18 protein-coding genes and 5 tRNA genes are annotated in these 21,597 nt (G+C 71.3%); 14 read left to right on the forward strand and 9 right to left on the reverse strand.

Annotation, left to right across the window (positions count from 1 at the left end):
* The first annotated feature begins 301 nt into the window (after window positions 1–301).
* Complete coding sequence (locus ACF1ED_RS29675) at window positions 302–1,885, forward strand: acyl-CoA carboxylase subunit beta (protein WP_391765626.1); 1,584 nt, start codon at window positions 302–304, stop codon at window positions 1,883–1,885.
* Window positions 1,886–1,909: 24 nt separating this feature from the next.
* Window positions 1,910–2,113 (forward strand): acyl-CoA carboxylase subunit epsilon, encoded by a 204-nt coding sequence (locus ACF1ED_RS29680; protein WP_391765628.1) that lies wholly within the window; start codon window positions 1,910–1,912, stop codon window positions 2,111–2,113.
* Window positions 2,114–2,202: 89 nt separating this feature from the next.
* Here the strand turns inward: ACF1ED_RS29680 and ACF1ED_RS29685 are convergent, their stop codons facing one another.
* The 8 genes from ACF1ED_RS29685 to ACF1ED_RS29720 form a co-directional block, all read right to left on the reverse strand.
* The gene (locus ACF1ED_RS29685) at window positions 2,203–2,784 is read right to left on the reverse strand and encodes an ATP/GTP-binding protein (protein ID WP_226651380.1); all 582 of its coding nucleotides are present in this window, start codon (window positions 2,782–2,784) and stop codon (window positions 2,203–2,205) included.
* Window positions 2,765–3,298, reverse strand: coding sequence for a DUF742 domain-containing protein (locus ACF1ED_RS29690; protein WP_391765630.1), 534 nt, complete (start codon window positions 3,296–3,298; stop codon window positions 2,765–2,767). The genes ACF1ED_RS29685 and ACF1ED_RS29690 overlap by 20 nt, the downstream gene beginning before the upstream one ends.
* A 92-nt stretch (window positions 3,299–3,390) precedes the next feature.
* On the reverse strand, window positions 3,391–3,804 hold the full coding sequence (locus tag ACF1ED_RS29695) for a roadblock/LC7 domain-containing protein (protein ID WP_030496939.1): 414 nt from the start codon (window positions 3,802–3,804) through the stop codon (window positions 3,391–3,393).
* A 7-nt stretch (window positions 3,805–3,811) separates the two neighbouring features.
* Complete coding sequence (locus ACF1ED_RS29700) at window positions 3,812–7,042, reverse strand: nitrate- and nitrite sensing domain-containing protein (RefSeq protein ID WP_391765632.1); 3,231 nt, start codon at window positions 7,040–7,042, stop codon at window positions 3,812–3,814.
* A 351-nt stretch (window positions 7,043–7,393) separates the two neighbouring features.
* The gene (locus tag ACF1ED_RS29705) at window positions 7,394–7,975 is read right to left on the reverse strand and encodes an ATP/GTP-binding protein (RefSeq protein ID WP_383465335.1); all 582 of its coding nucleotides are present in this window, start codon (window positions 7,973–7,975) and stop codon (window positions 7,394–7,396) included.
* Window positions 7,956–8,366: a DUF742 domain-containing protein gene (locus ACF1ED_RS29710; RefSeq protein WP_030496941.1), complete on the reverse strand. Its 411-nt coding sequence runs from the start codon at window positions 8,364–8,366 to the stop codon at window positions 7,956–7,958. The genes ACF1ED_RS29705 and ACF1ED_RS29710 overlap by 20 nt, the downstream gene beginning before the upstream one ends.
* Before the next feature lie 157 nt (window positions 8,367–8,523).
* Window positions 8,524–8,937, reverse strand: a complete 414-nt coding sequence (locus ACF1ED_RS29715) for a roadblock/LC7 domain-containing protein (protein ID WP_030496942.1) — start codon at window positions 8,935–8,937, stop codon at window positions 8,524–8,526.
* Window positions 8,938–8,946: 9 nt separating this feature from the next.
* Window positions 8,947–12,924: a nitrate- and nitrite sensing domain-containing protein gene (locus ACF1ED_RS29720; protein ID WP_391765635.1), complete on the reverse strand. Its 3,978-nt coding sequence runs from the start codon at window positions 12,922–12,924 to the stop codon at window positions 8,947–8,949.
* 571 nt (window positions 12,925–13,495) lie between these two features.
* Here ACF1ED_RS29720 and ACF1ED_RS29725 point away from each other — a divergent pair.
* The 9 genes from ACF1ED_RS29725 (at window position 13,496) to ACF1ED_RS29765 (ending at window position 18,118) form a co-directional block, all read left to right on the forward strand.
* Entirely contained in the window at window positions 13,496–13,693 is a 198-nt protein-coding gene (locus ACF1ED_RS29725) for a hypothetical protein (protein ID WP_391765637.1), read from the forward strand.
* Between the two features lie 112 nt (window positions 13,694–13,805).
* Complete coding sequence (locus tag ACF1ED_RS29730; RefSeq protein ID WP_391765639.1) at window positions 13,806–14,591, forward strand: fumarylacetoacetate hydrolase family protein; 786 nt, start codon at window positions 13,806–13,808, stop codon at window positions 14,589–14,591.
* Complete coding sequence (gene gltX, locus ACF1ED_RS29735) at window positions 14,584–16,059, forward strand: glutamate--tRNA ligase (protein ID WP_391765641.1); 1,476 nt, start codon at window positions 14,584–14,586, stop codon at window positions 16,057–16,059. Before ACF1ED_RS29730 ends, gltX begins: the two co-directional genes overlap by 8 nt.
* Window positions 16,060–16,769: 710 nt before the next feature.
* Window positions 16,770–17,495, forward strand: coding sequence for an HAD family hydrolase (locus ACF1ED_RS29740; protein ID WP_391765643.1), 726 nt, complete (start codon window positions 16,770–16,772; stop codon window positions 17,493–17,495).
* Window positions 17,496–17,587: 92 nt separating this feature from the next.
* Window positions 17,588–17,659, forward strand: a tRNA-Gln gene (locus ACF1ED_RS29745).
* Window positions 17,660–17,700: 41 nt separating this feature from the next.
* Window positions 17,701–17,773, forward strand: a tRNA-Glu gene (locus ACF1ED_RS29750).
* A gap of 61 nt (window positions 17,774–17,834) precedes the next feature.
* A tRNA-Glu gene (locus tag ACF1ED_RS29755) sits at window positions 17,835–17,907 on the forward strand.
* A 22-nt stretch (window positions 17,908–17,929) separates the two neighbouring features.
* Window positions 17,930–18,001 (forward strand) — tRNA-Gln (locus ACF1ED_RS29760).
* A 44-nt stretch (window positions 18,002–18,045) separates the two neighbouring features.
* A tRNA-Glu gene (locus ACF1ED_RS29765) sits at window positions 18,046–18,118 on the forward strand.
* Between the two features lie 149 nt (window positions 18,119–18,267).
* On the opposite strand, the gene ndgR is transcribed toward ACF1ED_RS29765, so the two are convergent.
* Complete coding sequence (ndgR, locus tag ACF1ED_RS29770; protein ID WP_017235973.1) at window positions 18,268–18,984, reverse strand: IclR family transcriptional regulator NdgR; 717 nt, start codon at window positions 18,982–18,984, stop codon at window positions 18,268–18,270.
* Window positions 18,985–19,123: 139 nt separating this feature from the next.
* On the opposite strand from ndgR, the gene leuC reads away from it, so the two are divergent.
* The 3 genes from leuC to ACF1ED_RS29785 all read left to right on the forward strand — a co-directional run bounded on the left by leuC (window position 19,124) and on the right by ACF1ED_RS29785 (window position 21,480).
* Window positions 19,124–20,548 carry a 3-isopropylmalate dehydratase large subunit gene (gene leuC, locus ACF1ED_RS29775; protein WP_391765645.1) on the forward strand — a complete coding sequence of 475 codons (1,425 nt, stop codon included), beginning with the start codon at window positions 19,124–19,126 and terminating at the stop codon, window positions 20,546–20,548.
* A 6-nt stretch (window positions 20,549–20,554) separates the two neighbouring features.
* Entirely contained in the window at window positions 20,555–21,148 is a 594-nt protein-coding gene (gene leuD, locus ACF1ED_RS29780; RefSeq protein ID WP_391765647.1) for a 3-isopropylmalate dehydratase small subunit, read from the forward strand.
* Between the two features lie 104 nt (window positions 21,149–21,252).
* Window positions 21,253–21,480, forward strand: a complete 228-nt coding sequence (locus tag ACF1ED_RS29785; protein ID WP_391765649.1) for a hypothetical protein — start codon at window positions 21,253–21,255, stop codon at window positions 21,478–21,480.
* The last annotated feature ends 117 nt before the right edge of the window (window positions 21,481–21,597 follow it).

The raw sequence follows: 21,597 nt of genomic DNA on the forward strand, positions 1-21,597 counted from the left end.
ACGGCTCCCCGCAGTGGAAGTCCGGCGCCGGCAACGTCTACGCCGACGAGGGCAACCACTGGGACGTGACCTTCTACAACTGCGGCGGCTGCTGAACCACGCCCCACCACCGCGCGCGGGCCCCCGTCACCCCGGGGGCCCGCGTCCTGCGTTTGTAGGCCCTCCACAAGCAAAGGGGGCTCCCGGCTGTCGACTCGCTCCGGTGGCCCCCAGGTTCTGTCCGTCCCCACCAGGAATCGACACGCGAGACTGTACGGAGTCGACGGCGGGGTTTCCTTGGTCGAGTTCGTAGGGTCGGTACATGACCCTTGTCGACGAGATCCCGAGCGAGCCCACCGACGCACGTGGCCGCGTCGCCGAACTCCACGTCCTGCGCGAGCGGGCACTGGCCGGCCCCAGCGAGCGCGCGACCGAGGCCCAGCACGCGAAGGGCAAGCTGACCGCGCGCGAGCGCATCGAGCTGCTCCTCGACCCGGGTTCCTTCAACGAGGTCGAGCAGCTCCGCCGGCACCGCGCCCAGGGCTTCGGCCTGGAGGCGAAGAAGCCGTACACCGACGGCGTCGTCACCGGCTGGGGCACGGTCGAGGGCCGCACCGTCTTCGTCTACGCGCACGACTTCCGGATCTTCGGCGGCGCCCTCGGCGAGGCCCACGCCACCAAGATCCACAAGATCATGGACATGGCCATCGCGGCCGGTGCCCCGCTGGTCTCCCTGAACGACGGCGCCGGCGCCCGCATCCAGGAGGGCGTCTCCGCCCTCGCCGGCTACGGCGGCATCTTCCAGCGCAACACCCGGGCGTCCGGCGTCATCCCGCAGATCAGCGTGATGCTCGGCCCGTGCGCCGGCGGCGCGGCCTACAGCCCCGCCCTCACCGACTTCGTCTTCATGGTCCGCGAGACCTCGCAGATGTTCATCACCGGCCCGGACGTCGTCAAGGCGGTCACCGGCGAGGAGATCAGCCAGAACGGCCTCGGCGGCGCCGACGTGCACGCCGAGACCTCCGGCGTCGCGCACTTCGCGTACGACGACGAGGAGACCTGCATCGCCGAGGTCCGCTACCTCCTGTCGATGCTCCCGCAGAACAACCGCGAGAACCCGCCGACCGTCGCCTCCGAGGACCCGGCCGACCGCCGCTCCGACGTCCTGCTCGACCTCGTGCCCGCCGACGGCAACCGCCCGTACGACATGCACAAGGTCATCGAGGAGCTCGTCGACGACGGCGACTACCTGGAGATCCACGAGCGCTGGGCGCGCAACATCATCTGCGCGCTGGCCCGCCTCGACGGCCAGGTCGTCGGCATCGTCGCCAACCAGCCCCAGTCCCTCGCCGGCGTCCTCGACATCGAGGCCTCCGAGAAGGCCGCGCGCTTCGTCCAGATGTGCGACGCCTTCAACATCCCGATCATCACCCTTCTGGACGTCCCCGGCTTCCTGCCCGGCGTCGACCAGGAGCACGGTGGAATCATCCGGCACGGCGCCAAGCTGCTCTACGCCTACTGCAACGCCACCGTGCCCCGGATCTCCCTGATCCTGCGCAAGGCGTACGGCGGTGCCTACATCGTCATGGACTCCCAGTCGATCGGCGCCGACCTGACGTACGCCTGGCCCACCAACGAAATCGCGGTCATGGGCGCCGAGGGCGCCGCCAACGTGATCTTCCGCAAGCAGATCGCCGAGGCCGAGGACCCCGAGGCCATGCGCGCCCGCATGGTCAAGGAGTACAAGGCCGAGCTGATGCACCCGTACTACGCGGCCGAGCGCGGACTCGTCGATGACGTCATCGACCCCGCCGACACCCGCCAGGTGCTCGTCCGGTCCCTCGCCATGCTCCGCACCAAGCACGCCGACCTGCCGTCCCGCAAGCACGGCAACCCGCCTCAGTAAGACCCGGCACAAGGAGTCCACGAAGTGACCACGCCTGCCACAGCCAACCTTCTCCGCGTCGAGAAGGGCCACGCCGACCCCGAGGAGCTGGCCGCCATCACCGCGGTCCTGCTCGCCCGCGCCGCCGCGCAGCCCGAGCCGGCCGCCGCCCACCACGGCCGCACCGCCGCCGGCTGGCGCCGCCTGGAGCGCGAGAGCGGCTTCCGCGCCCCGCACAGCTGGCGCTGACGCCCCGGACAGACGGGAAAGGGCCCCCGCTCCTTCGAGGAGCGGGGGCCCTTTCCCGTGGCGGTGCTGCCGACGAGCCGTCGGGACGGTTACCGCAGGCGGGCCATGAGGGCGTGCTCGACGAGGGTGATGAGCGCGCTCTTGGCGTCCGCGCGGTGGCGGGCGTCGGTGGTGATGATCGGGGTGTCGGGCCCGATCTGGAGGGCCTCGCGGACCTCCTCCGGGTTGTAGGGCTGGTTCCCGTCGAAGCCGTTGAGGGCGATGACGAAGGGGAGGCCCGAGTTCTCGAAGTAGTCGACGGCCGGGAAGCAGTCGGCGAGGCGGCGGGTGTCGACGAGGACGACGGCGCCGATGGCGCCGCGGACCAGGTCGTCCCACATGAACCAGAAGCGGTCCTGGCCGGGGGTGCCGAACAGGTACAGGATCAGGTCCTGGTCCAGCGTGATGCGGCCGAAGTCCATGGCGACGGTCGTCGTCGTCTTGTCGCCGGTGTGGGTGAGGTCGTCGATGCCCGCGGACGCGGACGTCATGACGGCCTCGGTACGCAGCGGGTTGATCTCCGAGACGGCGCCGACGAACGTGGTCTTGCCCACGCCGAAGCCACCCGCCACCACGATCTTCGCGCTGGTGGTTGAACGGGCCGCGCCGCCGCTAGAGCTTGCGAAGTCCACTGAGCACCCTTTCGAGCAGTGTCACGTCTGGCTGACCGCCGGCGGCCTCGTCGCCGCCGGGCTGGTGAATGGCTACGAGTCCGGCCTCGGCCAGGTCGGCGACGAGGATCCGGGCAACGCCGAGGGGGATGGAGAGGAGGGCCGAGATCTCCGCGACCGACTTGATCTCGAAGCACAGTTGGCAGATCCGCTGGTGCTCGGGCAACTGCCCCTGCAGCCGGGCCGGTTCGGCCGTGGTGCTGACCAGCGCCTCGATGGCGAGCTGGTAGCGCGGCCGGGTCCGGCCGCCGGTCATCGCGTACGGGCGCACGAGCGGGTTGTGCCCGCCGCCGGAGCTCGACGAGCCCGCGGCGCGAGGTGCCACCGGCTGCGCCTGCGGCTGTCCGTAGGAGGGGGGGACACCCTGTCTGCTGGGTGCGGAAGGGAAGTTGTACCGGTTCTGCGCGGCGTCGCCCAGCGACGCCTGATGCGCGTCGAATCCGTTGTAGGGGTTCGCCCCCGGGGGTGTTCCCACGTCTCCTCCTCCTACTGCCTCGCGGCCCATGTCCCTTGAGCCGCGTCACCGCACCCTAACGGTGCGGTGACGAGAAACGCACTCCGTGTCTGTTAGTTGAGAAGGCTTCCCTGGAGTTCCGCCCGCAGGTCCGGGGTGAGGACGGAGCCCGCGCGGTCCACGAGCAGGGCCATCTCGTAGCCCACGAGGCCGATGTCGGACTCGGGGTGGGCGAGGACGGCCAGCGAGGAACCGTCCGAGACCGACATGATGAAGAGGAAGCCGCGCTCCATCTCCACCACGGTCTGGTTCACCGCGCCGCCCTCGAAGATCCGGGACGCGCCCGCGGTCAGCGAGGTCAGTCCGGAGGCGACGGCCGCCAGCTGGTCGGCACGGTCCCGGGGGAACCCCTCGGACATCGCCAGCAGGAGTCCGTCGGCGGAGACCACCACCGTGTGCGACACCCCGGGGGTGTTGTCCACGAAGTTGGTGATCAACCAGTTCAGATTCTGCGCCGCCTGGCTCATGCTCACACTAACGCTCCTGGTTGTAGGTACTACCCGGGCCGAAGCCCGATCCGTTCGTGTCCGTCCCCGCGGTGCGTCCCTGCTGGACGCCGCGGCGCAGGTTGCTCAACCTGCCCCGCACGTCCTCGGGCGCGCGGGAGACCTGGGGGCCGCCCTGCGGGGTCTGCTCCGCGGTGCCCTCGACCAGGTTGGCCTTGGGGACGCGCCGGGGGAGACCGGACGGAGTGACCCCGCCCGCCTTCGGCTCGCGGAGCTTCTTGGCCTGCTCCCAGCGCTCGTCATTGGCCGAGCGCCATTCCTCGGAGCCTTCGTTCTGCTGCTGCTCGTCCTGTCCCGCCGGCTGGGCGGGCTGGGCCGGCGGCACGGGCCGCTGCGCCTGGGACGCCTGCGGGGCGACACCGCCGCGGCGCGGCAGACCGGCGTCGGTCAGTCCGTGGCCGGTGTCCGGAGCGGGACTGGGAGCCGGAGCCGGACGGTCGAAGCCTACGCGCTCGGCGCCCTGTTCGGGAGCGGCCTGCGAAGATTCCGATTCCGGCCGGTAACCCTGGTCGAAAGCGCCCTGGTAGGAGCTCTGCTCCGGCCACCCGCCCTGGTGGGACTGGGGTTCGAACGCCTGGTCGTATCCGGTGGCGGCCGGGTCCTGGGCGCCGTACGCCGCTTCCGGATACGCCTGCTGCGGGTACGCCTCGCCCTGTGCGCCGTACCCCTCGTAGCCCTGCTGCTGGGGGTAGCCGTAGCCGTCCTGCGGCTGCTGCTCGTACCCCTGCTCCTGGGCGTACCCGGAGTCGTAGGCCTGGCCCTGCTCGTACCCCTGGGCGGGGTACTCCTGGCCGTAGCCCTGCTCCTGGGGGTACTCCGAGCCGTACGCCGGGGCCTGCTCGGGCTCCTCGCCGTAGAGCTGGCCGTCGGCGCCCTGCACCTGGGCCTCCAGGGCCGCGCGGCGCTCCTCGCGCATCAGCGAGCGGTTGACCGGGTCCAGCTGCTGGCCCTCGCCCGGCTGCTCGTAGCGCGAGTCGTCGAAGCCGAGCTCGGCAGCGGTCCGCATCGGGGCCACCGCGGGGTCGAAGCCGCCCTGCTGCTGGTTCGGGATGATCTGGGAGACCGTGAAGTCGTCCTGGACCGGCTGCTCGCCACCGCCACCGTGGGTGATCGCGTCCGGCAGCATGACCAGCGAGGTGGTGCCGGCCTGCTCGCCCGAGGGACGGAGCTGGACGCGGATGCCGTGCCGGTCGGAGAGCCGGCCGACCACGAAGAGGCCCATGCGCTGCGAGACGGCCGCGTCCACGGTGGGCGGGTTCGCCAGCTTGTGGTTGATGTCCGCGAAGTCCTCGGCGGTGAGGCCGATGCCCTTGTCGTGGATCTCGACCATCACCCGGCCGTCGGGGAGACGGGTCGCGGTGACGCGGACCTTGGTCTGCGGGGAGGAGAACGTGGTGGCGTTCTCCAGCAGCTCGGCGAGCAGGTGCACGAGGTCGGTCACGGCCTGGCCGTGGATCTCGGCGTCCGGCACGCCGGCGATCTCGATGCGCTCGTACTGCTCCACCTCGGAGGAGGCGGCGCGCAGCACGTCGACGAGCGGGACCGGCTGGTCCCAGCGGCGGCCCGGCTCCTCGCCGGCGAGGACCAGGAGGTTCTCGCCGTTGCGGCGCATGCGGGTCGCGAGGTGGTCCAGCTTGAAGAGGTTCTCCAGCTGGTCGGGGTCGGCCTCGTTGTTCTCCAGGTCGGTGATGAGGGTCAGCTGGCCCTCGATCAGCGACTGGTTGCGGCGCGAGAGGTTGGTGAAGATCGCGTTGACGTTGCCCCGCAGCATGGCCTGCTCGGCGGCGAGCCGCACGGCCTCGCGGTGGACCTGGTCGAAGGCGCGGGCGACCTCGCCGATCTCGTCCTGCGAGTCGATCGGGATGGGCTGCACCCGGGTGTCGACCCGGCCCGGCTCGGTGCGGGAGAGCTGGTCGACCAGCATCGGCAGGCGCTGCTCGGCGATGCCGAAGGCCGCGGTGCGCAGCTCGCGCATCGAGCGGCTCATCTGCCGGGCCATCATCCCGGCGAGGATGAAGGCGGCCAGCAGGGCCAGGACGACGCTGGCGCCGGTGACCCAGGCGTCCGTCTGCGCCTCGGAGGAGATGTCGGTGGCCTCGGCCACGGCCTTGTCGACGAGGACCTTCTCGACCTCGCTGTAGCCGTCGAACTTGGCGGTGGCGATCGCCATCCAGGTCTCGGCGGTGATGCCCTTGGCCCGCAGGGCCTTGATCGCGTCCGCGTCCTCGGCGGTGCCGATCAGACCGGCGACGCCGGTGTAGACCGAGCCGTCCTTGCCCTTGGGCAGGGTGACGTCGGCGGCCTGCATCTTCTTCTCGCCCTCGGCCGCCTTGCCGGCCATGACCTTCTTCAGGCGCTCGACGTCCTCGGCGGTGCCACCGGAGTTGTACTCGCCGAGGGCGATCTGCTCCAGGTAGTTGTACGAGTTGAACGCGACCGACTGCTGGGCGAAGACGGCGTCCTTGGCGCTGGGCCGGACGAGCAGGTGGGTGCCGATGGAGCGCTGGAGCGAACCGGCGGCCTGCGCGAGCTGGATGGCGTAGACGGTCCGGCCGTAGCTGGTGATGTTGCCGGTGCCCAGGCCGAGCTCGTTGGAGAACTCCATGAGGTAGTGCTGCACGCCGGTGTAGCCGAGCTGGGTGTTCACCGGGTCGAGCGCGGCCGTGTAGGCGGACTTGCGGAGCGCCGCGAGCTTGGGCTCCTCGTTCTTGAACGCCTGCAGACGGCGCTCCAGGCCCTGGCCCGAGGGCATGTTCCGGACGGCCTCGTCGAACTTGGCGCGGGCCGCGTCGGTCGCCGCGTAGGTCCGGGTGATGTCCTCGCCGGCCCGGTCCTTGCCGGCGAGCAGCGGGGCCGCCGTCAGGTCGCGCTCGTTGAGGAGGGCGGTGGAGTACTCCGAGGCGGCGCGCACGATGAGCGCCGTCTTCTCGGCGTCCTGGGCCTCCTGCCAGGTGTCGATCGACCCCTTGACCTGGAAGCCGCCCATGACGAGGCCGACGAGCACGGGTATGAGGAGGATCGCGTTCAGCCGGGTGGGCACGCGCCAGTTGCGCGGGGACAGCTTGCTGGAGCTGCCCCGGGGGGCGGGCGCGGGCACGGGAGTCACCGGTACGTCCGCGGGCGACACGGCGCCGCGCGACGGCGGGGTGAAGTTGCCCCGCGTCTCCTGCTCCGCGGAGCCATCCATGCTTCGCCTCACTCGACCAACAACCTCTCCGCGTCGGCACCTACGTCGTGCCGGTGTTTCGTTCAGGGCCGTACTACTCGGGAGTTCATGAATTGCAGCACGTGAAGGGGGTCCGTTCCAAACAGTGGGACCGGGCCGCTTCCAGTGGTCCACGCCTCACGTAAAACGGGCATAAAGAGCGAGCCCCGCCAAATGGCGGGGCTCACGTGAGCGCAGTGACACTGATCGGATGCGTCGGGTGTCCGAGGCGCCCGAATTCTCTGTCGAAATGTTATGAAGCCCCGGGAGGGCCGTGTCGAAGGCCACAGACCGCCTCCGGCCGCCCCGGTGCGGCGGCCCCGGACAACTGTCCTGGCGAAAAACCTACTTGAGGCGGGCCATGAGGGCGTGCTCGACGAGGGTGATGAGCGCGCTCTTGGCGTCCGCGCGGTGGCGGGCGTCGGTGGTGATGATCGGGGTGTCGGGCCCGATCTGGAGGGCCTCGCGGACCTCGTCCGGAGTGTACGGCTGGTGGCCCTCGAAGCCGTTGAGGGCGATGACGAAGGGGAGGCCCGAGTTCTCGAAGTAGTCGACGGCCGGGAAGCAGTCGGCGAGGCGGCGGGTGTCGACGAGGACGACGGCGCCGATGGCGCCGCGGACCAGGTCGTCCCACATGAACCAGAAGCGGTCCTGGCCGGGGGTGCCGAACAGGTACAGGATCAGGTCCTGGTCCAGCGTGATGCGGCCGAAGTCCATCGCGACCGTGGTGGTGGTCTTGCCACCGGTGTGGGTCAGGTCGTCGATCCCGGCGGAGGCCGCGGTCATCACGGCCTCGGTACGCAGCGGGTTGATCTCCGAGACGGCGCCGACGAACGTGGTCTTGCCCACGCCGAAGCCACCCGCCACCACGATCTTCGCGCTGGTGGTCGATCTGGCCGCGCCGCCGTTAGAGCTTGCGAAGTCCACTGAGCACCCTTTCGAGCAGTGTCACGTCCGGCGTGCCGCCGGCTTCTCCGTTGCCGGGCTGGTGAATGGCCACCATGCCGGCCTCGGCGAGGTCGGCCACGAGGATCCGGGCGACACCGAGCGGCATCGACAGCAGGGCGGACACCTCGGCCACCGACTTGACCTCACGGCACAGGTGGCAGATGCGCTGGTGCTCGGGGAGGAGCGTGGCGAGGTGCGCCGGGTCGGCCGTGGTGCTGACCAGCGCCTCGATGGCGAGCTGGTAGCGCGGCCGGGTCCGGCCGCCGGTCATCGCGTACGGACGGACCAGCGGCTGGTCGCCCTCATGACCGTACGGATCGTCCAGGGACGAGCCGCCGTACGGATCGTGAGTGGCGGGGGGCGGGGTCATGAATCCTCCGGGCGTGACAGCAAGACTTCTGCCGTCTGATGGGGCCGGTGGGGGGCCGGATGGGGCGGCCGGACGATGAACGGTGCCGGGGGCGGTACGGAATGGGGGGTGTACCGCCCCGTCGAGGGGGGGCAGGTGCCGCGGGCGGGTGGGGCCGCTAGTGCAGCAGGCTGCCCTGGAGCTCCGCACGGAGATCCGGGGTGAGAACGCTGCCGGCCCGGTCGACCAGCAGCGCCATCTCGTAGCCCACGAGGCCGATGTCGCACTCCGGGTGCGCGAGCACGGCGAGCGAGGAGCCGTCCGAGACCGACATGAGGAAGAGGAAGCCGCGCTCCATCTCCACCACGGTCTGTGCCACGGGACCGCCCTCGAAGATCCGGGAGGCGCCCGCGGTCAGCGAGGTGAGCCCGGACGCGACCGCCGCCAGCTGGTCGGCACGATCGCGGGGGAATCCTTCGGACATGGCCAGCAGAAGGCCGTCGGCGGAGACCACCACCGTGTGGGACACCCCGGGGGTGTTGTCCACGAAGTTGGTGATCAACCAGTTCAGATTCTGCGCCGCCTGGCTCATCGCGCTCAACTATCGCTCCTGCTGGTGGTTCGGACCGAGGTGGAAGCTACCCGTGGTCGAGTTGCCCGCCTGCCGGCCCTGCTGGATGCCGCGGCGCAGGTTGGTGAGCCGGCCGCGGACGTCGTCGGGTGCACGCGAGACCTGGGGGCCGGCCGTGTGGGCCTGCTCCTGTGCGGTCCCGGGTACGAGGTTGGCCTTCGGCACACGGCGCGGAAGACCGGAGGTGGTGACCCCGCCGGCGGAGGGCTTGCGCGCCCGCTCGGCCTGGCGCACCAGATCGTCGTTGGGCGAGGGCCGCCAGTTGGCCGGCCGTCCGCCGTCGGGGGCCTGGCCGGGGGCCGGGCGCTGCGCCGCCGGAGCGGGCTGCTGGACGACCGGGGTCTGCATGGTCCGGTCGACCTCGGGCGCCCGCTGCTGCTGCGCCTGCGGGGCCGGGGCCTGGGCCTGCTGCTGACCCTGGTCCTGGTGGAACCAGTTGGTCTCCAGCGTGTCGTACAGCGGGGTGCGCCCGTCGCCCGCGGTCGGCGCCGGGGGCAGGGCCTCCGGACGGCGCGGCCGGCCGAGCTGCGGCTGGCGCGGCTCGGGAGCCTGCGGCGCGGCCTGCTGCGGGCCGGCCTGCGCGAAGCCGGGCTGCGGCGCGGCGAACTCGTTGCCGGTGCGCTGGCGCGGGGCCGGGGGCTGCGGGGCCTGCTGCTGGTGCTGCGGCTGCGGAGCCATGGGCGCCTGCGGTACGAAGGGCTGGCCGCCGTACGACGGCTGGGCCTGGTACTGCGGGGCCTGGGGCTGGGGCGCCTGCGGGGCCTGCGGGGCACCGAAGTCCGGCCGCGGGAACTGGCCCGTGGAGCCCGGACCCTGCGGAGCCAGGGGCGCCTCGTAGTCCGGCCGCGCGAACTGCGCGGTGGACGCCGGGTCCTGGTACTGCTGGGCCTGGTACTGCGGGGCCTGGGGGACCTGCGGGGCCTGGGGCGCCTGCGGCGCACCGAAGTCGGGGCGCGGGAACTGGCCCGTCGAACCCGGGCCCTGCGGGGCGCCGGGCGCGGCGAACGAGCCCGTGGTCTCCGGGTCCTCGTGGCCGCGCGGGGCGTCCAGCGGCGTCATGTCCTGCTGCGGGCGGCGCACCGGCTGCTGCTGGGCCGGGTCGCTGCCCCAGCTCGCGGCCTGCGGGCGCTGCGGCTGGGGGTTGCCGCCGGGCAGCTCGGCGCGCGGGAAGCCGTTCGGCGCGCCCAGCGGGTCCTGCTGCTGCGGGGCCTGCGGGGCCTGCTGGTTCGGAGCCTGCTGGTTCTGCGGGCTGCCGCCCCACACGTCCGTACGGGACGGGATGGCACTGGCGGCACCGCCGATGAGACCGGCGCCGGGGCCGGGCTGCGGAGGCTGGGGGAGCTGCGGCAGCTGACCGGTCTGCTCCAGCTGGGCGTTGGCCGGCTGGGGCTGCTGCGGCCGCTGCGGGGCCTGGGGCGCGCCGTCGCGGGCGGGCAGCGCGGTGCGCGGTCCGCCACCCGCCGGGCCGACCTGCGGACGCGCGGCACCCGGGCCGGCGCCGAGGCGGCCGGCCGCGGCCGGGGGGCCGCCGAGGCCCGGACGTCCGGCACCGGGACCGCCGGCACCCGGGGCGCCGGGGCCGCCGGCCGCGCCGGGACCGCCGGGAAGCCGCCCGCCGGGGGCGTTGCCGCCCTGCGGAGCGGCGCCCTGGGAGCCGGGACCGGCCTTCGGGGCCGGCTTGCGGCCGCCCTGGGCGACGTCGACCGGGAGCATGACGAGCGCGGTGGTGCCGCCCGAGTCGGACGGGCGCAGCTGGATGCGGATGCCGTGTCGCAGGGACAGGCGGCCGACCACGAAGAGGCCCATGCGGCGGGAGACGGAGACGTCCACGGTGGGCGGCGAGGCGAGCCGCTCGTTGATCGCCGCGAGGTCCTCGGGGGACAGGCCGATGCCGGTGTCGTGGATCTCGACCAGCACGCGGCCGTCGGGCAGCGCGTGACCGGTGACCCGGACCTTGGTCTGCGGGGAGGAGAACGAGGTGGCGTTCTCCAGCAGCTCGGCGAGGAGGTGCACGAGGTCGTTGACGACCCGGCCGGCGACGTCGGTCGCCGGGACCGCGGCCAGCTCGATGCGCTCGTACTGCTCCACCTCGGAGGCGGCGGCGCGAAGGACGTCGACCAGCGGGACCGGGCGGGTCCAGCGGCGGCCCGGCTCCTCGCCGGCGAGGACGAGGAGGTTCTCGCCGTTCCGGCGCATGCGGGTCGCGAGGTGGTCGAGCTTGAAGAGCGAGGAGAGCTGGTCCGGGTCGGCCTCGCGGGACTCCAGCTCGGAGATGAGCGAGAGCTGGCGCTGGATGAGGCCCTGGGAACGGCGCGAGAGGTTGGTGAACATCGCGTTGACGTTGCCCCGGAGGAGGGCCTGCTCGGCGGCGAGGCGGACGGCCTCGCGGTGCACGTCGTCGAAGGCCGCGGCCACCTGGCCGATCTCGTCCCGGGAGTGCACGCCGACGGACTCGACGGAGGTGTCGACGTCCTGCGGGTCGGACTCGGAGAGCTGCTTGACCAGCTCGGGCAGGCGTTCCTGGGCGACCTTGGTGGCGGTGTCCTGGAGCCGGCGCAGCGAGCGGATCATGGACCGGGCCACGACGAAGGCGCCGACGAGCGAGACGCCGAGGACGAGCAGGATCAGCGCACCGTTGATGATGGCCTCGCGCTGCGACTCCTGCCGCAGCTCACGGGCCATCGTCTCCATCTCGCCGAGGAGCTGGTTCTCGATGCGGCTCATCGCCGCGATCTTGGTCTCGTACTCGTCGGTGAAGTTGAGGTAGCCGCGCCGCGGGCCGCCCGGCATGGTCTCGTCGGCCTTGAGCACGCGCTCGGCGTACTTCTCGGCGTCGACGATGGTCGGGTTGCCGGAGTGCAGCGAGTCGGTGAGGTCGGTGGCGTCGCCGCCGGTCGCCTCGTAGATCGCCGTGAAGGACTTGAAGGCGTTGCTCTCGCCGTTGAGCGCGGCCTCGCCGTAGAGGCGGTCACCGGGCTGGATCCGGCCGGAGGTCTTGTCGCTGGCCGGCAGGGCGCCCGCGATGATCGCCTGCTGGATGGAGGCGTACTCCTTGGCGGACGAGAACGCGGCGAGCGCGCGGGTCCGCTTGATCATGTCCGGGTTGCTGGTCGCCTGGGCCATGTCCTGGGACAGGCTGAGCAGCGAGCGGATGAGACGGCTGTACGCCTCGACCGTCACCGAGTGCGAGACGCCCTTCTTGTAGGCGCTCGTCCGGATGTTGTGGAGGTCGATGACCTGCGACGCGATCGTGTTGACGTTGGAGCGGATGCTCCGCAGCGCCTCGTCGTCCTGGCCGTTCGGGATGGCCCGGGTGGCGTCGAGGAAGGCGTCGTACTGGCGGTCGGTGCGGCGGCGCGGGTTGGCGACCTGGTAGTCGCTGACCGGACGGCCGTTGGCGAGCGGACCGGCGGACAGGTCGCGCTCGGCCTGGAGGGCCTGCGCGAGCGCGGTCGCCTCACGGGTCAGCTTGGTGAGCAGCTGCATGTGGTCGAGCTGCTGCATGTCCTGGAGCGACTCGCTGATGCGGATGCCGCCGAGGCTGGTGGCCGCGACCACGGGGAGGGTCAACAGCGCCACCAGACGCGTGGAGATGCGCCAGTTGCGGAGGGCTATTCGGGAGCCGGTGGAGTTCTCGGGCGTCGAGGGCGCGGTGCCCTTCTCGCCGCGTGACGCGCCGGCCGCGCCGGACTGCTCGCCGGGCGCGGCGGACGGGCCGGAACGGCGCGCGGAGCCCTCGCCGGACTCGCCGTTCGGCCGCGCGGCCTTGTTCTTGCCCTTGCCCTGGTTCCTGCCCTGGCCGCCCGGGCCGGGCGCCTGCTGGGTGGAGTGCGGGGCCGCGGGGCCGCGGTCGGTCCCGGCACGCGGTTCCTGCTCCGACGGAGCCTCCGCACGGCCCTTGCGGGCCTGGGCAGAGCCCGCGCCATCCCTCTTGAAACGTCCCTGCACTAGCGTCGCAACCTCTGGACCAGGCGTCCTTCCGGGTGGAACCGGAACGGACGGTGTCGGCGTCGTCGGGACGCGTCGGTGCGCCCCAGGTGGTCGTCGGTGACCGGCGCAGATCCCCCTTCCCCGCCACTCGGCCGGCGCTGCGTTGCGCCCCCTGCGTGCCGGCTTCGAACCCGCGGCGGTGCGTGGAATTCCAGCACAGTGCCGGAACTCCAACAAGGGCTGCGGTCTGTACCGCAGAGGGGATGACCAGCTGTGCGCGGAGGATCACGGGGCGTAGAAGATGATCGCGGAGGTTTCGGACTTTTCCCCTCCAATGACCCGGCGACCCCGAGTGTCCCAGTAGCGATGATCAGGAGCGGAATAGCGGGTTCAGTGGCGGAATGTCCCTTTCCGTGACTTGACATGCCTGTCCGTAATGACCGGAAAATCCACCCAGTGGTGAGCAAACTCACACGGGAATGGATGTCTCAGCCATGCATTCGAAGGGAACTCCTTGATTTAGCCTGACGCTTTACACCATTCTCGCGCCCGCACGGGCGCCCGTCCCGGAACAAGGTCTGCCAGCGCGATGACTGCACCCACGCCCGCCACCACGGCCAACCCGCGTCGTTCCACCCTCGCCCACCTCTCGGACGCCGCCGACCTCGGCCGCGGCGCCACCCCCGAGTACGCGGCGGAGCTCCCCGGCGCCACGGCCAACCCGCGCCGCACCGTCCTCATGCAGGCCCCCGCGCCCCACGTGCCGGCCTACCTCGTCGAGGCCTGACCGGGACTTCCGCACGCCCGTCACCGGCGACATCCGCCGATCGGCCGCCCCGCGCCGCGTTAGCCTGGAGCGTCAGACTCCAGCCAGTACCAAGTGAGGGGCGACAGCACTCGTGCGCATCGCCAGATTCTCCATCGACGGCAATGTCGCCTTCGGCGCGGTCGAGGGCGAGGGGACCGTCGAGTCCGGCGGCCTGGTCCTCGACATCATCAAGGGCATCCCGTACACCGACTTCGAGCTCAGCGGCACCAAGGTCCCGCTGAGCAAGGTACGGCTCCTGCCGCCGGTGCTCCCCAACAAGGTCGTGGGCATCGGCCGCAACTACGCGGAGCACGCCAGGGAGCTCGGCAACGAGGTCCCGGAGGTCCCGGTCGCCTTCTTCAAGCCGACCACCTCCGTCATCGGCCCCGGCGACGCCATCGAGTACCCCTCCTTCTCCAGCGAGCTGCACCACGAGGCCGAACTCGCCGTGGTGATCGGCCGCATGTGCCGCGAGGTGCCCCGGGAGCGCGTCAAGGACGTGATCTTCGGCTACACCTGCGCCAACGACGTGACCGCCCGCGACGTCCAGAAGCGCGAGGTCCAGTGGGCCCGCGCCAAGGGATTCGACACGAGCTGCCCGCTGGGCCCCTGGGTGGAGACCGACCTCGACCCGAGCGACCTCGCCGTCCAGGCCACGGTCAACGGCGAACAGCGCCAGCTCGGTCGGACGAGCGACATGATCCGCTCCATCGAGGACCTGGTCGTCCACATCTCCGAGGCCATGACGCTGCTCCCCGGCGACGTCATCCTCACCGGCACTCCCGCCGGGGTCGGCCCCCTCACCGTCGGCGACGAGGTCGCCGTCACCATCGAAGGCATCGGCACTCTCACCAACAGGGTGATCAAGCGTGGCTAACGCGAACATCCGCGTCCGTTTCTGTCCGTCCCCGACCGGCAACCCCCACGTGGGCCTGGTCCGCACCGCCCTCTTCAACTGGGCCTTCGCCCGGCACAACCAGGGCACGATGGTCTTCCGCATCGAGGACACCGACGCGGCCCGCGACTCCGAGGAGTCGTACGAGCAGCTGCTCGACTCCCTCAAGTGGCTCGGTCTCGACTGGGACGAGGGCCCCGAGGTCGGCGGCCCGCACGCCCCGTACCGCCAGTCGCAGCGGATGGACATCTACCGGGACGTCGCCGAGAAGCTGCTCTCCGGCGGGTACGCGTACCGCTGCTACTGCAACACCGCCGAGCTGGACGAGCGCCGCGAGGCCGCCCGCGCCGCCGGCCGTCCGTCCGGTTACGACGGCCACTGCCGCGAGCTGTCCGCCGAGCAGGTCGCGGCGTACGAGGCGGAGGGCCGCGAGCCCATCGTCCGCTTCCGGATGCCCGACGAGGCCATCACCTTCACCGACCTGGTCCGCGGCGAGCTCACCTTCACCCCGGAGAACGTGCCGGACTACGGCATCCTCCGGGCCAACGGCGCCCCGCTCTACACCCTGGTCAACCCGGTCGACGACGCCCTGATGGAGATCACCCACGTCCTGCGCGGCGAGGACCTGCTCTCCTCCACCCCCCGCCAGGTCGCCCTCTACAAGGCGCTGATCGAGCTGGGCGTCGCCAAGGAGATCCCGGTCTTCGGCCACCTGCCGTACGTGATGGGCGAGGGCAACAAGAAGCTCTCCAAGCGCGACCCGCAGGCCTCCCTCAACCTCTACCGGGAGCGCGGCTTCCTTCCCGAGGGCCTCCTGAACTACCTGTCCCTCCTCGGCTGGTCCTTCTCGGCCGACCAGGACATCTTCACCATCCCCGAGATGGTGGCGAAGTTCGACATCGCGGACGTCAACGCCAACCCGGCCCGCTTCGACCTGAAGAAGGCCGAGTCCATCAACGCGGACCACATCCGCATGCTGGACGTGAAGGCCTTCGCCGAGGCGTGCGAGCCCTGGCTCCGCGCCCCGCACGCCCCCTGGGCGCCCGAGGACTTCGACCGCGCGGCCTGGGAGCGGATCGCCCCGCACGCCCAGACCCGGCTGACCGTCCTCTCCGAGATCACGGCCAACGTGGACTTCCTCTTCCTGCCCGAGCCGGTCTTCGACCAGCCCTCGTGGGACAAGGCCATGAAGGGCGAGCCCGCCGCCCTCCTGACCACCGCCCGCGAGAAGCTGGTGGACGCCGACTGGAACGACCCCGAGTCGCTCAAGAACGCGGTCCTGGCCGCCGGCGAGGCCCACGGCCTCAAGCTCGGCAAGGCCCAGGCCCCCGTCCGCGTCGCCGTCACCGGCCGCACCGTCGGCCTGCCCCTCTTCGAGTCCCTGGAGATCCTGGGCGAGGAGAAGACCCTGGCCCGCATCGACGCGGCCCTGGCGAAGCTCGCCGCCTAGGCACCCGCCGTACGCCACGGGGGCGGCGACCGGACATCCGGTCGCCGCCCCCGTCGTCGTACCCGCCCCCCGGGGCCGGCGCATGTCCATGACGCCGCCCGGCCGCGTCCAGCGGTTCGCTCCGGGGGCCGTCGTCCCGGCCGGGGAGAAGGAGGACGTCCTCCTCGGCGTGCGGGAGGCGGGGGAGCCGTACCCGCCCAGCGGCCGGCTCGTCGCCCGCGACCCGATCGCCCCCTTCCGCGACCCCTCCGCGACGGCGGTGAACGGCCCGGGCCCTTCACCGCCGCCCGTCCCGCCCGGCCGCTGCCGGGCGCGGACCGCCGGGCCCGCCTTCACCCACCCGTGCGGCCACACGGTGGACGCCGCCGCCCGGCCGGTGATCCGCGACACCCCGGCGGTCCGCCGGGAGCCCTCCCCGGTCCCCGGCGCGGGCCGCTTCCTCCGCACCGTCGCCCGCCCCTCCCTCCCCGGCACCGACGACGAGTCGGGCGTCGCCCGGGACGGCCCGGACGACGGCCCGCCCCGCCCGGCCGCCTTCGCCGCCGAGGGTGAGAACGGCCACAGCGTCGCCGTCCTCGCCTCCGGCCGGGGCGACGGTCTCCGTCCGACCCGGGCCGGGTGCGACGCCGACGGCGAGCCGTCCGCTCCGCTTCACCGAGGTCCTCTGAAACCGCTCCCGACCGGCCCGCCGGCGGCGTACCGTCGGTCCCATGACCATCCGCGCCGTCCTCTGGGACGTGGACGACACGATCTTCGACTACGCGAGCGCCGATCGTGCCGGGATGCGCGCCCACCTCACCGCCGAGGGCCTGGCCGGACTGCACGGCTCCGTCGAGGACGCCCTGCGCCACTGGAAGGAGCTCACCGAGCTGCACTGGCGGCGCTACGAGGAGAGGCCCACGGACAGCTGGCAGGACCAGCGCCGCCACCGCGTCCGCGACTTCCTGGACCGCCCGGCCATGACCGACCCCGAGGCCGACGCCTGGTTCGGCCGGTACGTGGCCCACTACGAGGCCGCCTGGGAGCTCTTCCCCGACGCCCTGCCCGTCCTGGACCTGCTCGCCGCCGACTACCGGCAGGCCGTCCTGTCGAACTCCTCCCTCCACGCCCAGGAGCCCAAGCTGCGCGCCCTCGGCGTCCGCGACCACTTCGAGGCCGTCCTGTGCGCCGCCGAGCTCGGCAGCGCCAAGCCGGCCGCCGAGGCCTTCCACCTCGCCTGCGCGGCCCTGGGCCTGGCCCCGCACGAGGTGGCGTACGTGGGGGACCGCCCCGACATCGACGCCCTCGGAGCCCAGGAGGCGGGGCTCCACGGCATCTGGCTGGACCGCGTCGGCACCGGCGAGCGGCCCGGCCTGCGGCGCATCACCGACCTCCACCAGCTCCCCGCGCTGCTCCGCGGGGATACCCGTTTTGGAGCACCGTCCACCTTCGGGTAATGTTCTTCCTGCGCCGAGGGGAACAAGCCGAAAGGCAAGAGCCCGGAAAGCGCAAGCCGAGCAAGATCCCCCTGGTGGGGATGGCGCCCCGGTGGCCTATGGTGTAATTGGCAGCACGACTGATTCTGGTTCAGTTAGTCTTGGTTCGAGTCCAGGTAGGCCAGCTCGCAGAGCTCATCTGCAAACCGTGGATGGCATCCACAAAGCCCCCGTTGTGTAGCGGCCTAGCACGCCGCCCTCTCAAGGCGGTAGCGCCGGTTCGAATCCGGTCGGGGGTACAGATCCTTCCCGCGGGATCACCTGGGTAGCTCCCGGTGAACCCGATGCAGGATCGCTAGGGCCCCCGTTGTGTAGCGGCCTAGCACGCCGCCCTCTCAAGGCGGTAGCGCCGGTTCGAATCCGGTCGGGGGTACGACGCTGGTCTAACCACGTATTGGTCTATGGTGTAATTGGCAGCACGACTGATTCTGGTTCAGTTAGTCTAGGTTCGAGTCCTGGTAGACCAGCTCGGGTCTGCGGCGGTATTAATTTAACGCCTGCATGATCCAAAGCCCCCGTTGTGTAGCGGCCTAGCACGCCGCCCTCTCAAGGCGGTAGCGCCGGTTCGAATCCGGTCGGGGGTACTCGAGACGGAGAAGCCCTTCCCTTCGGGGGAGGGCTTCTTCGCTGTTCCCGTCCCCGGCGGCGCGGCCCCGGGCGCGGACACAACTCCGGCCCACCGCTGCGGCGTTGGAGCGGTGGGCCGGAGAACGTACAGGTGAACAGAGGAAGATCAGCCGTTGCGGCGCAGGGCCTCGCTGAGGCGGGCGGCGGCGTCGATGACCGCCTGGGCGTGCATCCGGCCCGGGTGGCGCGTCAGGCGCTCGATCGGGCCCGAGACCGACACGGCGGCCACCACGCGGTTCGAGGGGCCCCTGACGGGCGCGGAGACGGACGCGACGCCCGGCTCCCGCTCACCGATCGACTGGGCCCAGCCGCGGCGCCGTACGCCCGACAGGGCCGTCGCCGTGAAGCGGGCGCCCTGGAGGCCGCGGTGCAGCCGTTCGGGCTCCTCCCAGGCCATCAGGATCTGTGCCGACGAGCCGGCCTTCATCGTGAGCGTGGAGCCCACCGGGACCGTGTCCCGCAGACCGGACAGCCGCTCGGCCGCCGCCACGCAGATGCGCATGTCGCCCTGCCGGCGGTAGAGCTGCGCGCTCTCCCCGGTGACGTCGCGCAGGTGCGTCAGCACCGGACCGGCCGTCGCCAGGAGGCGGTCCTCGCCGGCCGCCGCCGCGAGCTCCGACAGCCGCGGACCGAGAATGAAACGGCCCTGCATGTCGCGGGCGACCATCCGGTGGTGTTCCAATGCCACGGCCAGACGATGGGCCGTGGGTCGTGCGAGTCCCGTCGCCGCGACCAGTCCTGCGAGGGTGGCCGGACCGGACTCCAGGGCGCTCAGGACAAGGGCTGCCTTGTCGAGAACGCCTACGCCGCTAGAGTTGTCCATGCAACGATATTCGCGTCTCACTCTGTGAAACGCAAGTTCAATTTCCCGAGGAACTTGTCACTCTGGTGAGGCGGCCGCACAACGGACCGCGAAACGGTCTCTAGTGGTGCCGGCGCAGCCGCCGGCCGGAGGGAAAGCGATGGGTAGGACACTCGCGGAGAAGGTCTGGGACGACCACGTCGTCCGGCGCGCCGAAGGCGAGCCCGACCTCCTCTTCATCGATCTTCACCTGCTGCACGAGGTGACCAGCCCCCAGGCCTTCGACGGCCTCCGCCAGAACGGCCGGCGGGTACGGCGCCTCGACCTCACCATCGCCACCGAGGACCACAACACCCCCACCCTCGACATCGACAAGCCGATCGCCGACCCCGTCTCCCGCGCCCAGCTGGAGACCCTGCGCAAGAACTGCGCCGAGTTCGGTGTACGGCTCCACCCGCTCGGCGACGTCGAGCAGGGCGTCGTCCACGTGGTGGGCCCGCAGCTGGGCCTGACCCAGCCCGGCATGACCGTGGTCTGCGGCGACTCCCACACCTCCACCCACGGCGCCTTCGGCGGCCTGGCGTTCGGCATCGGCACCAGCCAGGTCGAGCACGTCCTGGCCACCCAGACGCTGCCCATGGCCCGCCCGAAGACCATGGCCATCACCGTCGACGGCGAGCTGCCCGCCGACGTCACCGCCAAGGACCTCATCCTCGCGATCATCGCGCGGATTGGCACCGGCGGCGGCCAGGGCTACGTCCTGGAGTACCGGGGCTCCGCCATCGAGAAACTCTCGATGGAAGCCCGCATGACCATCTGCAACATGTCCATCGAGGCCGGCGCCCGCGCGGGCATGATCGCCCCCGACGAGACCACCTTCGCCTACCTCAAGGGCCGCCCGCACGCCCCCGAGGGCGAGGACTGGGACGCCGCCGTCGCCTACTGGAAGACGCTGAAGTCCGACGAGGACGCCGTCTTCGACGCCGAGGTCGTCATCGAGGCCGCCGAGCTGGCGCCGTTCGTCACCTGGGGCACCAACCCCGGCCAGGGCGCCCCGCTTTCGGCGAACGTCCCCGACCCGGCTTCGTACGAAGACCCCTCGGAGCGCCTCGCCGCCGAAAAGGCTCTGGAGTACATGGGGTTGACCGCCGGGCAGCCGCTGCGCGACATCAAGGTCGACACCGTCTTCGTGGGCTCCTGCACCAACGGCCGCATCGAGGACCTGCGCAACGCCGCCTCCCTGCTGGAGGGCCGCCAGGTCGCCGACGGCGTCCGCATGCTGGTCGTCCCCGGCTCCGTCCGGGTCGCCCTGCAGGCCGTCGAGGAGGGCCTGGACAAGGTCTTCAAGGCCGCCGGCGCCGAATGGCGGCACGCGGGCTGCTCCATGTGCCTGGGCATGAACCCCGACCAGCTGGCCCCCGGTGAGCGCTCCGCGTCCACCTCCAACCGCAACTTCGAGGGCCGGCAGGGCAAGGGCGGCCGCACCCACCTGGTCTCCCCCCAGGTGGCCGCCGCCACCGCCGTGCTGGGCCATCTGGCCTCCCCGGCCGACCTGTCCGACGCCGTCACCACCGCGGGGGTCTGAGGAACCATGGAAGCTTTCACCACGCACACCGGCCGTGCCGTCCCGCTGCGCCGCAGCAACGTCGACACCGACCAGATCATCCCGGCGCACTGGCTGAAGAAGGTCACCCGCGACGGCTTCGAGGACGGCCTCTTCGAGGCCTGGCGCAAGGACTCCGAGTTCGTCCTCAACCGCCCCGAGCGGCAGGGCGCCTCGGTCCTGGTGGCCGGCCCCGACTTCGGCACCGGCTCCTCCCGCGAGCACGCCGTCTGGGCGCTCCAGAACTACGGCTTCAAGACGGTCATCTCGGCCCGCTTCGCCGACATCTTCCGCGGCAACTCGCTGAAGAACGGTCTGCTGACCGTGGTCCTGCCGCAGGTGACCGTCGACGCCCTCTGGGAGCTGACCGAGGCCGACCCGACCGCCGAGATCACCGTCGACCTGGAGGCCCGCAAGGTCCTGGCGGCCGGGATCGACGCCGACTTCGAGCTCGACGAGAACGCCCGCTGGCGGCTCCTGAACGGCCTCGACGACATCAGCCTCACCCTTCAGAACGAAGCCGACATCGCGGCCTACGAGGCGGGCAGGCCGTCCTTCAAGCCCCGTACAATTACGGCCTGAGCAGCGCTTTTCCAAGACTGCGCCCCCCACCCTCCGGTGGGGGGCGCAGTCGCTTGTTGAGACCCTGTCGGGCGACAACTCGCCCTAGATGGCACAATCGGTGCATGGAACGCGACAACCAACTCAAGCTCTACGAGGAAGTCGCCGACCGATTGAAAGAAGCGCACTCCCGGGTGCGCGCACTGCAAGTCCCGGAGGGCGTAAGGATGGCGCTGTCCCGGAAGCTGCTGGTCATCACGGCCGCGGCGAAGCACGATCTCGCGGACGCGGCGACGCGTCTGGACCGGTTGATGAAGGACCTCGACGAGGGCCGATTCCCTGAAGACGACTGACACCAGGAACTCCGCAACGGCACTTCCGCGTTGCGGCACAAGGGTGATTAGACCGTTTCGTGTTTGATTTGCGGTATATACATGCCTAACGTGCGAAAACGCTTGAACAGTTTCGTT

Source organism: Streptomyces sp. NPDC014656, assembly GCF_043084305.1.
In the GTDB taxonomy this organism is placed as follows: Bacteria; Actinomycetota; Actinomycetes; order Streptomycetales; family Streptomycetaceae; genus Streptomyces.